Consider the following 13,044-nt stretch of genomic DNA (forward strand, 5'->3'; position numbering starts at 1 on the left):
ACAGCCTCACACCGGCCTAAAAAAGCCCCTGTTCAGCAACGGCACCGCCAGACAACCCGTTCGACACCAACCACCCTAGGGTGTCCCAGAGCACGGTGAGCAGCTTCGCGTACAAACAACAACGCAACCAACCGGGCCGGCCCTTTTCGTTGGGCCTGCCCGACGCTGGGCGTTCCAGCAGCCAACGGAGAAACTCAACGTTGGCATCCTGAAGCATACTTGCCCGAGTCCTTGGAGGACTCGGGCAAGTATGCTTCAGGATGCCGCTTCAGGCAGTCAGCTGCCGTCAACTGCTTCGTCAATCAACAGCCACGTTGCCGGATCTGGTGAGAGTATCTTGCCCGCCCAGGTCAGCGTTTCTTGGGCGTGGCACGGCCAGCCAAAATGGCGCCAGCGATCATCAATACCGCCGCAGTGGGGTAGCCGATAAGCAGGTCCTGGATCCCGGGCGGACCGCCGGTCATGACAACGTGGGCTATCCAGTGTGAAAGCCCGACCATCAAGCCAAGGGCCATGATTACCTGTCCAAGCCTGACCAAGAGTCGATGATGGCGGTAGTTCTTCGCAGCATCATCGCCGGTGACGGGATTCTTCATGTGGGTCTCCGAAAAACGTAGTAGGTTGCCTAGCCGTTTGTTCCGCCGGAGCAGGGGGCCCCGGGCTCCGGTGTTTGTGGCCCCATGGCGTAGGCCTTGATGAAGACGGGCAGCCTCGTGTCACCCGCGTCGGTGACATCCAGTTGCGTCCCCCAGGCAGTTGCCGTGATGGCGGCCGTTTGCTTTGGGTTGGGGCTGAGAAGGACATACGGGATTCCCTTGGTGAGCGCAGTCAGTGTGGCCACCTCTGCCGGGGAGAGGTCCTGTTTGTAGCTGATCCAGACAGCTCCGTGTTCAAGGGAATGCACGGCCCGTTGCTCGTCTACTGGATCTGTGTAAATTCCGCAATTGGTCCAGGTCGCGGAATGGTCTCCGCCGACGCCAGGTTGCTGTGGGTAGTTCACCGAGGTTTGGACATGGTTTCGAGTGAGATTTGGGAAGGTTTTGACTCCCGCAATGGGGTTTCTGGCCGCCTCGGCAGTCTGGTTGCGTGCCTGAATGGATCCGGTGATGACTAGCGCAACGATGGTGACTACGGCGACGGCCAGCAGGCCAAGGCCGCCGTAGATGAAAAGGTTCCTGCGGTGCTGTTTCACCCTGTGTGCAGCAAAAACAGCTTCGATCTTTGCCTGGCGTTCGGCCTGACGCTCTGCTGGGTTGCTCATTTGAGGTTCCTTTCCGTTGACTCGATGGGGCTATTGGACGCTGGCGCGCTCGATGAGGGTTCCACGGTGGAGCGTTTTTTGCGCCGCAGGGTCAGGAATGCAACCACACCAGCGAGCAGCAGCAGCCCGGAGACCCAAGTGTTGACCCGCAGGCCCAGAATGGTGTTCGCGTAGTCTGAGCGCAGGAGCTCGAATACGAACCGTCCGGAGGTGTACAAGACGACATAGAGGGCAAAGACCGAGCCTGCGCCTAAACGAAATTTCTTGTCAAGGAACAGCAGCAATCCTGCAGCAGCAAGGCACCAGAGGGATTCATAGAGGAACGTAGGCTGGAAATAACCCAAAACGACGGGGGTACCGGAGCTGTCCACATGGGCTTGGCCCGTGCTGAAATCCATTTGATGGATCTGCAGTTTCCACGGCACCGTTGTCGGCTCCCCATAGAGTTCGTTGTTAAACCAATTTCCCCAACGACCGAGGCCCTGGGCGATCAGCAACCCGGGCGCCGCAGCGTCGATGAGGGCGGAAAAGGAGACTTGGTGGCGTCGGCATCCAATGTAGGCGCCGAGCAGGCCCAGGGCGATGGCGCCCCAGATTCCCATTCCTCCGTCCCAGATCTTGAGGGCATCCCATGGGTTCTTCCCTGGTAGAAAGTACAGCTCAGGGCTGGTAATGACGTGGTAAAGGCGCCCACCTGCAATACCGAACGGTACAGCCCACATCGTGATGTCGAAGATCACTCCGGGTTGACCGCCGCGGGCAGTCAACCGTCTTCCGGTAAGCCATACTGCGACAACGATTCCGGCGAGGATGCACAGCGCGTAAAAACGGATGGTCAAGGGGCCTACTTGGAAGGCGCTCACTGTGGGTGAGGGGATGTACAAAGTTGCTAGCGAAGTCGGGTTCATAGCGGTCCTTTCCTATTTGATGTAGGAGAAGACGCCCATCATGCCGCGCTCGGCATGGAAGGCGTTGTGGCAGTGTGTGAGCCACTGTCCCGGATTGTCGGCATCGAAGTACACGGTGACGGTCTCCTTCGGACGGACGATGACGGTGTCCTTGCGTGCCCCGCTGGTCCCAACCTGGAAGGTGTGTCCATGAATGTGCATGGGGTGCCACATTTCGGTGTCGTTGGTGAACTTCACCTCCACCCGTTCCCCCTCCTTGAGATCGAAGGCGTTGTCGTATGGTTTGGCCATGTCGAAACGCTGGTCGTTGATGCCCCAGTCGTAGGCGGCCATGCCGCCGGTCAGCCGCAATTCGTGGGTGCGGTCTGCTGGCTTGGCTGGGAAGGTTACCGAAGGATCCGCGGTGAGTTGGCCGCCGTCGACCACCTTGCCCGTCAACTCGGTCGGGAGGGTGTCTTTCCCGGGCGCTGCGCCTGTTCCCGTGGTGACAAGCCCGTAGGCCATCTGTGCTTTTCCTTCAGCCAGGGCGAGGACGGGCGTGATGCCGTCCTTGACTGTGAGAATGGCATCGATTCGTTCTCCCATTCCCAGGACGACGGCGTCAACGTCGGTGTGCTGAACGGGGAACCCGTCGGTGTGGGTCAGGGTGAGTTGCTGGTTGGGTACGCCAAGCCGGTATGCGGTGTCGCCGGCGGCGTTGATGATGCGCAGCCGGATTCGCTCACCGGGCTCGGCCTTGATCGTCTCGGGGTTGCCGGGTTCCCGTCCGTTGAAGAGATGGATCGGGTAGGCAATGTCACCGGCGTCGCCGCCCAGGAAGTCGCTGGTGGCCCCCATGAGCATGTGGCCCATCACCATCCCGCCACTACCACTGCCGTGGTCCATGCCTCCCATGCTGGGCATGCCCTTGGACACCTCCGCCAAAACCTCTTCCGGGGTGCCCGTGACTCCGTCGAACCAGTCGTCCAGAACAATGACCCACTCCTTGTCATACTGCAAGGATTCCTGCGGGTCTTCGATGATCAAGGCACCGTATAGGGCGCGCTCGCGCTGCATTTCCACATGTGAGTGATACCAGTACGTGCCGGGGTGCGAAAGTGCGAACTTGTAGGAGTAGTCCTTGCCGGCGCCGATTGCCTCCTGGGTGAGGCCAGGGACCCCGTCGTCGTTGTTGCGCAGGGCAAGACCGTGCCAGTGGATGCTGGTGGTTTCGGTGAGTCCGTTGCTGACTGTGGCGTCTAGCAGGTCGCCGACCTTGGCGCGAATGGTCGGTGCGATCAGCGCTCCGTTATACCCCCACGTCGTGACGGGCTTACCGGCCAGCATCGTCGTGAAGGGAGCCGGGGCAAGTTGTTGAGTCACCGACGTCCCGGTGGCTGGGCGCTTGGACTCGTACTCTGCGACGACAGGGTCGCCGGGCATAATGCGGGTTACTTGGGTGGGGGTGCGAGTGGCCGGTGTGCAGGCGGCCAGTGCTGCTGCCGCGGCGGCTGCAACGGACAGACCGAGAAAAGACCGTCGATTCAGGGGAAGTGTCATGGTTGTTTCCTTGAAAGTGTTGTGGTTAGACCGGGGTGAGGAAGGTGCCGGAGAGGTTCTGCAGCTGGTAGATCCACTGCATCCAGAGTCCGCTGACCATCATCAGGCCGAGGACAATCAACATGGATGCTCCTGCAATGTTGACGATGCGAATGTGCCGGCGGACCAGGCCCAAGACCTTGGTTACCCAGCCCAATCCGAGGGCGACGAACAGGAAGGGGATGCCCAGGCCCAGACAATAGACGAACGCCAGGAGCGCACCTCTCCAGGCGCTTCCGGAGGTGACGCTGAGGGCCAGGACGGCGCTGAGCGTGGGACCCATACAGGGTGTCCAGCCAAGGCCAAAAACAATGCCCAGCAGCGGAGCCCCGCCAAGCCCCGTTCTGCGTGTCAATGACAGCTTGCGGCTTTGCTGAAGCCAGGAAAATTTCCCCAACAGCACCAGGCCCATGACAATCACGACGACGCCCATGACACGCATGAGCGGGTCCTGCCAACGAACGAGCCAGGACCCGATCATCCCGAAAGCAGCCCCATACAGGGTGAACACGGCACCAAAACCCAGCACAAACAATCCGACCCCGGCCAGTACACGACGCCGGTTCTTGGGTTGGTTGGGGTCCGTCAGGCCCGAGACATACCCGAGATAGCCGGGTACGAGCGGCAAAATACAGGGGGACATGAACGAGACGATGCCGGCAATCAAAGCCAAGGGAATGGCGATGAGCAAGGCCCCCGAAGTCACCGAGGTAGCGAAAAACTCTCCAATGCCCATGGGACTAGGAAAGTGCAGGGCGGAAGGTGACGCCCCCGTCGGTGGAGACCTGGACGCCGGTCGTGGTTGCCGCCCAAATCTTTAGCTCGCCAGTCTCGCTTTCAACGGCGGTGACGGCCTGGACCTGGTCGTCGATCTTTCCCGCTGGCGCCCATGTCGTCCCTGCATTGAGGGATACATGGACTGTCCCGTTTGGCTCTACCCCGATAGCAGTTGTCGGAGCCTTGTCCGTTGAAGCGGCGATGGCAGCAAATTGGATGATTGGGCTTTGCGGCACAGCTTGCCAGGTTGTCCCGCTATCGGTGGAGCGTTGCACTCCGTTCTCGGTCGTTGCCAACACGACTGTTGAGGCCGGGCTGCCAGCGAGCACCGCTGGCACAAATGTTGCCATCGAGGTGGTCCAGGTTTTTCCGTCGGCAATGGTGCGCAGCTGGCCGTCGAAGGCCACTATGGAATTGCCGCTGACCGTGAGCGCGTGGAAGTCGGACTCGCCAGTTCTGGAGACCGGCTCCCAGGTCTTTCCGGCGTCCGTGGACTTTATGAGCCCGACAGGGTTCGGCAGCGAGGATCCGGGGCCCGGGTGGCCGGAGGCATAGAATACCTCGGGTTCGGCGGTGGCCGTGAACCCCATCAGATCGATGGTGGAGTCACTGACTTTGACCGCCTGATCCGCGGTGGCGTCGAATAAGCCATCGTGGGTTGCCAGCAGAATCCTTGAGGATGCAGGGTCCACGCTGATGCCGTGCACGTGGTTCAGGGCCGCGGCTTTTGGGCTGGGTTCAACAGTTGGGGACCCGGCGTTACTGCATCCCGCCAGAACTAACGGGAAGACGAACAATGACACGACGGCGAATCGGCGGGAACGGAAAAAGGAGGTGCGGGGTTGCAAAGAGACTCCAAAGAAGAAGGGAATTGAGGAGGGTGGTGGATCCGAAACTTTTCAGATCCACCACCGAAATAAAGGACTGTGTCGGGTCCTACAAGGTGGCGAGCAGGTCTTTCATGGCCTTAATCTCGGTCTCCTGGGAGGAAACAATGGTTTTGGCCAGTGCCACCGCGTTGGCGTTCTGGCCGTCGGTGGCCTCTGTTTGAGCCATCTCCACGGCGCCTTCATGATGGGCGATCATCTGTATGAGGAACAGCTTGCTTGCCTCGGTGCCCTCGGCAGCGTTGAGCTTGTCCAGGTCGGCTGAGGTCATCATGCCATTCATGGAGTGGCTGCCCGCCATGGTGGTCGGTTCGGACCACCCTGTCAGCCAGGTGGTCATCTTCGTGATCTCAGGGTCCTGGGCAGTCTTGATGTCTTCGGCCAGTGCCGTGATCTTGGCGTCGAGGTCCTTTTTGGCGAGCATGATGTCGCTCATTTCCACGGCCTGGACGTGGTGGGGGATCATCATTTGGGCGAACATTGTGTCAGCGGCGTTGTTGTCTTTACTGCTGGCAGAAGGTTGCGCCGATGTGGCCGAGGTGCCGTGGTCCATGCCGGGCATGGATCCGTTGTCCGTCCCCGTGGAACAACCGGCCAGTGCGATCATGCCGGCAACAACCGAGGTGGAAACAATCAATAGTTTTTTCATGACAATAAAGTCCTTCACTCAAGCTCTTCGATATTTAGCAGTCGCACCTTTCGAGGGCACGTCAATGAGGACCCGCGAAAAATACACGGGTCGATTCATTGGTTTACGTTCTGCTGATCGAGAGTTTCGCAAGCGATGGTGGATCGGGGATACGGTCCGCGGACTTGTGCCCCGGAACAAGATCGAACGCTGCCCCCGGAGCATGAGTGTTGAGGGTTCCCGGCAGGGGAATATTTAGCGCCGGAGAGTTGACATTTGGGATGCAGGTTTCATGCATTGCCATGACGTCGGTGCACTCAGCAGGCGAGCAATCGGCTTCGTGGAGGAATCCTTGCATCTCAAGTGTGGCCGTGTCGACAGGCGGGGCACACTCCGACGCCGTCGGGGAAGATGCGTGGGTGGCCTGAATGGCCATGCCGTCAACCGCCATGGCCGTATGGCCAGAGCCGCCGCCCACGATTGAGGCTGTCGAGGCGCCGTTGATCCCGTGCATGCCGACAATGCCGCCGACAACGGCGATCACGACGAAGAGCAACCCGCCCCAGCGCAGAAAGGACCCCACAGCAGACAGATCAAAAGTCATGCGCATGGAGAGGTCCTTCCTGTTTGTTGGATTTGTTGCATGGGTCGTTGTCTAGTCTAGGCGGGCAATCTGGGCGAATCCTGCGAATGGGATTTAGTGCACGTCGGCGGGGGATGAGCATGGGGTCGACGGTGGCCAGCATGCTGGCCACCAGGGGAGCAATCCGGGCGCTGCCGGCAGGGAATGTCCGGATTTGTCATCGGGATATTGGCTCCTTCCGTCAGCGGCGGGCCGCGGCTCTTAGCTGATACCCGAGTAGGAGTGCAGGCCCGAGAAGTAGACATTCACTACTACGAAGTTGAATATAACGCAGAGATAACCAGTGATTGAGAGCCAGGCAGCCCGGGTACCGTCCCAGCCGCGCGTGGCGCGGGCGTGGAGGTATCCGGCGTAGACCACCCAGATCACGAAGGTCCAGACTTCCTTGGTGTCCCAGCCCCAGTACCGTCCCCAAGCGGCCTCGGCCCAGATGGCGCCGGCCATGAGTGTGAAGGTCCAAAGGATGAAACCTATCGCATTCATCCTGTATGCGAGTTGCTCCAGACTTGCGGCATCGGGGACTAGACGCAGCAAACCACCTAGGCGAAGTTTTTCGTCCTTTTCCTGCCGGGACTTGGCCAGCTGCAGCACGGACAGTGCAAATGTGATGGTGAAGATCGCTGCGGCCAGTACGGCGACGGAGACATGGATGATCAGCCAGTAGCTTTGCAGAGCGGGGATGAGTTGGGCCACAGGGGTGGGGAAAGCGATGGCACCGGCCATGAGCATGACCAAGACCAGCCCGGTAATAAAGGTACCGAGGAATCGCAGATCCCGCACCACGAGCGCGCCAAGGAACACCGCCATGACCAGCAGCGCACCGGTCGTGGTGAATTCATACATGTTGCCCCAAGGCATACGGCCCGCCGCTATACCCCGGCTGATGACGCCGGCGGCATGGACTACCAAGCCAACGACACCCAGTGCCACACCGATCCGTGCCGCGGTGCGTCGCAGCGGCCTATAGCCCATGGTGTCCTTAGCGGTTCCTCCGGTACTACTGTTCCCCTGGGGCAAAGTACGGTGGGACCACTGGACGGAGCCATCGCCATCGGCTCCAGCTGTAGCCGGTACCAGCTCGCGTGCCGGTTCAAGGGCCTGTGCTGGCATCTTTCGGGACCGGACGAGGTCCAGTGCGAACGCCAGAAAGGCAACGGTATACGTCAGGGCTGCCAGCAGCATGAACAGTTCGCTGTACTGGCCCAATGTCTCGTTGACCGTGGTCATGATTTTTCCTGCCTGCTCTCGGTGGTTGTACGTTTCCAGTGCTTGGTTAGTGCGGACCCGATCCTTACAGCTTCTTTGGACAGCCCATGGTCTTCGCCTCGGGCCAGGAGGCCATATTCGACCATGGTGCGTCCGTCGTCGTGTTTGCCGACGCGGATCCAGACCCGGCGCCTGGGAATGATAAGGGTAAAGATGAGCCCGAGCAGGGCGAGAGTGGTGAAGACCAATGCCCCGATTTTGCCCGGATCGAAGACGACGTCGAGCGCGACGTAGCGCTTCAACCCGTCGAAGGTGATCGAGCCCTTCCCCTCGGGCAGGTCGTAGGTTTGATACGCCCCGAGCACGATGCCTCCGTCCGGCATGTCCCGTCCGTTGAGCTGGGTCAGCCCAGACGTATCAAGCTGGTAGACAGAGACCGGGTTGCCATCATCAAGCCCCAGATCGCCATAGTACGAGTTCAAGTTCAGCTGTGGGTTCATCGGGTCCGGGTCCGAGCCGAAGGCCACCCCGTCCTCATCCACCATGGCCGTGGGCAGGAAGAAGCCGACGAATCCGAGCTGGAACGGGCGGGCATCGGGAGCTTTAATGACGATGGTTGAGTTATACGTTGCGTCGGTGGGCAGGGAAGCGACAGGGCCCTGAAGCGCAATATTGCCGTCGCCGTCGCGGACAGTGACCACCGGGGCGTAGCCGTTGCCGATGAGGTACACGTTGGTTCCGCCGAAGCTGATTGGTTCATTGACTCGCAGGACCTCCTGCCGTGGTTCGTCGGTGGGTGTGTTCTGGACGGTCATGTCAGCGCGGAAGTCGATGGGGCTGCCGTAGTTGGTGAGGCTGCGGTCGAAGCGCACCTCGAAATTGTCCAGCGTTATCGAGAACGGGGACAGGCTGTCGGGATTGAAGTTGGTGCCGGGGAAGAAGGCGTCGTATCCGAGTTCGGCGTTGGTGAATCCTTCTTCCTCAATGACAAGTTTTTGTGCTCGATATCCGAACATCCCGCCTATCGCGACGGCGATGAGCACACCGATCAGGGCGGTATGGAAAACGAGGTTACCGGCTTCCTTGAGGTAGCCTCGTTCGGCCGCCACCGAGGGATGGTCAGTGTCACCTGCATGTAGTCGCGTCCGATATCCGTGGCGGCGCAGTATCTGGGCAGCATCATCAACGGCCTGCTCCACGGTGAGACTGCTTTCTGCAGCGACAGTCATCGTGCCGTATTCAGGTAGCCGGGATAGGCTCCGCGGCGTGCGCGGCGGTGCCGAGCGCAGGGCTTTCCAGTGCAGTCTTGCGCGGGGGATGACGCAACCGACCAATGAGATGAACAGCAACAAATAGATCGCCGAGAACCAGACGGAGGAATAAACATCGAAAAGCTGGAGCCGGTCCAGCCAGGGCCCGGTGGCCGGATTGTCCAGAATATATTGGGTGACGACGGCGGGATTGGCCGGACGCTGCGGGAACAGGGAGCCCGGTACCGAGGCAACAGCCAGCATTAGCAGCAGTTGCAGCGCGGTCTTCATGCTGGTCAGCTGCCGCCAGGCCCAGCGCAGCATCCCAAGGGGGCCGAGTTTCGGTAGGACGACCTTATCGCGGGCAGGCATTTGGGTCTTTGCTTCCGTGTCAGTCATGAATTATCCGGTGTCTGGCCGTCAAGAGCATCGGTGATGATGGCCTTGAGAGTGCTTTTTTCGGCAATGCCGAGGATCCGGGCGGCAACCCGGCCCTGCTTATCCAGTACCAGAGTGGTGGGGACGGCCTGGGGCGGGACATACTCGGTGAGTGAGAGGAGGACCTTGCCGTCACGGTCCTGGATGCTGGGGTATTTAATGCCGAAGGTCCGTCCGAAAGCGTCCGAAGTGGGCGCTTCATCGCGGGTGTTAATGCCATAGAACTGCACGTCCTGCGGTCCGAAATCGGCATGCAGGGCCGCCAGATCCGGGGCCTCAGCCCTGCAAGGTGCGCAGGCGGCATACCAGACGTTGAGGACGGTCACCTTCCCGGCCCAGTCGGTGTCGGTCACCGTAGTGCCATCGAACAGCTTTCCTGTGAGCTTCACAGTTCCACCACGGGCTGCGGATGCATATTCTGTGACGGAGCCGTCGCCGGCCACGTAGTTGGAGGTTCCGGCGTTGACCGCTTCGGCCAGCGGATCCGTGCCCGTACATCCGTACAGTAGTAGCGATGCCAAAACAACGACAGCGGCGGCGGCTCGCCGGCGGCGGAATGGGAGTAATTTCATGACTGCTTCTTTCTGAAGTCCGAGGAAGACTCGGCGGTACAAGCTACATGGGGTGAGGATTGTGCCTTCCAGCACAGGAAGGAGGCTGCAAGGGTTCCGACGAGGTTAAGTAGACGGCGGCCGATGAGGTTGAATGTCCTGATTCGACGGCGGATGAAGGAAAAGTGGCGGGCACGGAGTTCAGGCCTGTGGCGACCCTGAAGAACCGCATGCCCAGGCCCAGCCCTGGCAGTGGACGCCGCGCCACAGCATGCCCCGCAAGGGTCGCGCTGATGTTGGCACCCATCGCCAGCGCGGAACTCAGGGACGGTCTCCTACCGTGGGTCAAGCGCAAACCGAACACCCCACCGAGCCACGGGGCGCTGGGTGTGACAGTCGTGGCGAAAAGATTTCCAAAGCTTATTGGGTTAGGAGGCGGCCGGACGTGAGTGGGGACTCTACCGTTGGTTGAGCCCTGGGCGCCGCTGGTGGTGACTGACCGAATCTCTCGTCTGCTGCCACCACCATCACATGCAGTGACGGCTTTGGTCCGGTCATTGAGTTGCTCAGTCTCAGCATCGTTTAGGCCGGCGTAGGTCGAAACAAGGACGCGGCAGTTTGGGGCGGCACCGCTGGCGGGGTTCGAGTTCTTTGCCATGGACATGGCAAAAGTGCTGAACTGGACCAGCGCGGATTTCCGACTGGGCTGCCGGCTATGTCCGGTGTCGGTGGGGCGCAGAATCCCGTCTTGGCTAGTGGCCGGAACTATGGAGTTGGCAGCACAGCCTGCGGGTATCCCTGGGGACAATGGTTCAGTCGAGTTCTCCCAGGTAGTTCCGCAGCGACTGGCAAATAGCTGGCCACATCCGGTGGGCTCCTGCGATGTCTTGCCGGAGTGGGTTGAATTGAAGCGTCCGGCTCGATTTGGCCAGGACGCCCCCACTCCGGCGAGTCGATAGGTGTAGCAAAACTCGGGGCCAGCTGTCTCATCGCACTCCGTATGGCAGAAAACTCCACTGACTTTGACAGCCGTCTCTTTAGCGGTGTCGTAGAGCCTTGGTTGAGTCTCAAGCAGGACTTTCGCCGTGACTGGGCCAATAGAAAACCCATGCAGATGTGCGAAGACGTTTATTCCTGGTGCTGGATCGGCTGTGGGGGCTGTGGCAGCACAGCCGACCCAAGTGTCCCATGTCGCCAAGGCAGTGGTTGAAAGGGCCAAGAATTTCTTCAAGGTAAGAGTCCTTCACTAAATCTGAGTCTTGATAGCTAATCGGCACGCCGCTCGTGGGGGTGCGTCGATGGCCTGCATGCCAACTGGCGGCATGCAGGGGCATCGATTCTATGTTTGGCTGATCGAGAGCTGAGTTAGTGAAGGACGGTCTGGAACGCGTTCCGACGACTGGTCCCCAGAACCTACGGTGAAGGCCGTTCCGGCTGAGTGAGTGCTGAGAGTTCCCGGCAGCGGAACATTTAGCTCCGGAGAGCTGAGAGTTGGTATGCAGCCGCCGTGTATTGCCATGGCAAAGGTGCACGCAGCAAGCAAGCAATTTGCTTCGGGAAGGAAACCTTGCAACTCAAGTGCGGCCGTGCCGACAGGCGGGGCACAGTCCAATGCCGTCGGGGATGATGCGGGGGTGGGCTGAACGGCCATGCCTTCGACCGTGATGGCAGTGTAGCCGGAGCCCCCGGCCACTATTGAGGCTGCCGGGGCACCGTTGATCCCATGCATGCCGACGATACCGCCGACAATGGCGATCACAACGAAGATCAACCCGCACCAGCGCAGAACGGACCCCGCCGCTGGCAGGCTGTAACACATGTGCATCGGGAGGTCCTTTCTGTCCATGGGTTCTCGTGCCCGGGTCGATGTGTAGCGTAGTGGAGCAATCTGGGTGCATCCTGAGAGGGAGAATTATCAGACGTCGGCTGGGTTGAGCTTGAGGCGGCGGAGCAGTTGGGCGTTGAGTGCCACCACGATGGTGGACAGCGACATCAGCACAGCCCCGGCTGCGGGGGAGAGGATGATGCCGGCGAAGGCCAGGACCCCGGCGGCCAGGGGGACGGAGATGATGTTGTAGCCGGTGGCCCAGATCAGGTTTTGCCACATTTTTCGGTAGCTGGCGTGGGAGAGGTCCGCCATGGACAGCACGGCCCGGGGGTCGTTGCCGGCGAGAACCACTCCGGCGGATTCCATGGCGACGTCGGTTCCGGCGCCGATGGCGATGCCAACCTCGGCCCGGGCTAGGGCGGGGGCGTCGTTGACGCCGTCGCCGACCATGGCCACCTTTAGCCCGCGGGACTGCAGCTCCATGACCTTCTGGTCTTTGTCCTGGGGCAGGACTTCAGCGAAGACTTCATCGATGTGCAGCTCGGCAGCTACGGCGTTGGCGACTTGGTGGGCGTCGCCGGTGATCATGGCGACCTTGATGCCGCGGTTGTGCAGGGCCTGGATGGCTTGGCGGGACTCTTCGCGGACTTCATCTTCCAAGGCGACGGCGCCAATGATGTCTCCGTCTCTGATTACGTGCAGAATGGATGCACCACGTTCCTTCCAGGACGCTGTCGTGTCCGTGATGCCGGCGGGCTCTGATACTCCGAGTTCTGCGAGGAGGGCCGGTCCGCCCACTGCGGAACGAATCCCGTTGACGGTGGCCTGGACGCCGCGTCCGGTCAGGGACTGGAAATCCGACGCAGCCACTGCCGGAAACCCGGTTTGTTGGGCGGCGGCGATGATCGCCTTGGCAACCGGGTGTTCGCTATCCGATTCAACAGCGGCCGCAAGGGCCAGCAGCTCCTCATTTGTGACGCCGTCGACAGCAACAACGCCGGTGACGGTGGGCTCGCCCTTGGTGAGGGTGCCGGTCTTGTCGAAGAGGACGACGTCGATGGTCCGCATCCGCTCAAGCGCCATGCGGTT

The 13,044-nt window shown here is 60.6% G+C and carries 13 protein-coding genes; all 13 read right to left on the minus strand.

Translation table 11 applies throughout. The features are described from left to right. Positions 1–350 precede the first annotated feature (350 nt). Positions 351–596: a hypothetical protein gene (locus CXQ93_RS19795; protein WP_104112125.1), complete on the minus strand. Its 246-nt coding sequence runs from the start codon at positions 594–596 to the stop codon at positions 351–353. Positions 597–625: 29 nt separating this feature from the next. Then, positions 626–1,261 (minus strand): DUF3105 domain-containing protein, encoded by a 636-nt coding sequence (locus tag CXQ93_RS19800; RefSeq protein ID WP_104112126.1) that lies wholly within the window; start codon positions 1,259–1,261, stop codon positions 626–628. Next, entirely contained in the window at positions 1,258–2,169 is a 912-nt protein-coding gene (lgt, locus tag CXQ93_RS19805; RefSeq protein WP_104112127.1) for a prolipoprotein diacylglyceryl transferase, read from the minus strand. The genes CXQ93_RS19800 and lgt overlap by 4 nt, the downstream gene beginning before the upstream one ends. A 12-nt stretch (positions 2,170–2,181) precedes the next feature. Beyond that, a complete protein-coding gene (locus CXQ93_RS19810) occupies positions 2,182–3,708 on the minus strand; it encodes a multicopper oxidase family protein (protein WP_104112128.1) in 1,527 nt (508 codons plus the stop codon). A gap of 25 nt (positions 3,709–3,733) precedes the next feature. After that, on the minus strand, positions 3,734–4,483 hold the full coding sequence (locus CXQ93_RS19815) for a cytochrome c biogenesis CcdA family protein (RefSeq protein ID WP_104112129.1): 750 nt from the start codon (positions 4,481–4,483) through the stop codon (positions 3,734–3,736). A 4-nt stretch (positions 4,484–4,487) separates the two neighbouring features. Further along, positions 4,488–5,372, minus strand: a complete 885-nt coding sequence (locus CXQ93_RS19820) for a F510_1955 family glycosylhydrolase (RefSeq protein WP_104112130.1) — start codon at positions 5,370–5,372, stop codon at positions 4,488–4,490. 88 nt (positions 5,373–5,460) lie between these two features. Continuing rightward, positions 5,461–6,060 carry a DUF305 domain-containing protein gene (locus CXQ93_RS19825; RefSeq protein WP_104112136.1) on the minus strand — a complete coding sequence of 200 codons (600 nt, stop codon included), beginning with the start codon at positions 6,058–6,060 and terminating at the stop codon, positions 5,461–5,463. A gap of 103 nt (positions 6,061–6,163) precedes the next feature. Continuing rightward, on the minus strand, positions 6,164–6,649 hold the full coding sequence (locus CXQ93_RS19830) for a DUF6153 family protein (RefSeq protein WP_104112131.1): 486 nt from the start codon (positions 6,647–6,649) through the stop codon (positions 6,164–6,166). A gap of 234 nt (positions 6,650–6,883) precedes the next feature. After that, the gene (gene ccsB / locus CXQ93_RS19835) at positions 6,884–7,909 is read right to left on the minus strand and encodes a c-type cytochrome biogenesis protein CcsB (RefSeq protein WP_104112132.1); all 1,026 of its coding nucleotides are present in this window, start codon (positions 7,907–7,909) and stop codon (positions 6,884–6,886) included. Continuing rightward, entirely contained in the window at positions 7,906–9,537 is a 1,632-nt protein-coding gene (locus CXQ93_RS19840; protein ID WP_104112133.1) for a cytochrome c biogenesis protein ResB, read from the minus strand. Before CXQ93_RS19840 ends, ccsB begins: the two co-directional genes overlap by 4 nt. Next, complete coding sequence (locus tag CXQ93_RS19845) at positions 9,534–10,148, minus strand: TlpA disulfide reductase family protein (protein WP_104112134.1); 615 nt, start codon at positions 10,146–10,148, stop codon at positions 9,534–9,536. The genes CXQ93_RS19840 and CXQ93_RS19845 overlap by 4 nt, the downstream gene beginning before the upstream one ends. 1,318 nt (positions 10,149–11,466) lie before the next feature. Further along, the gene (locus tag CXQ93_RS19850; RefSeq protein ID WP_104112135.1) at positions 11,467–11,952 is read right to left on the minus strand and encodes a hypothetical protein; all 486 of its coding nucleotides are present in this window, start codon (positions 11,950–11,952) and stop codon (positions 11,467–11,469) included. A gap of 90 nt (positions 11,953–12,042) precedes the next feature. After that, positions 12,043–13,044: HAD-IC family P-type ATPase (locus tag CXQ93_RS19855; protein WP_146073298.1), on the minus strand; the 1,002-nt coding region annotated here is incomplete at its 5' end.

This window comes from Arthrobacter sp. N199823, from assembly GCF_002929705.1.
Classification (GTDB): domain Bacteria; phylum Actinomycetota; class Actinomycetes; order Actinomycetales; family Micrococcaceae; genus Specibacter.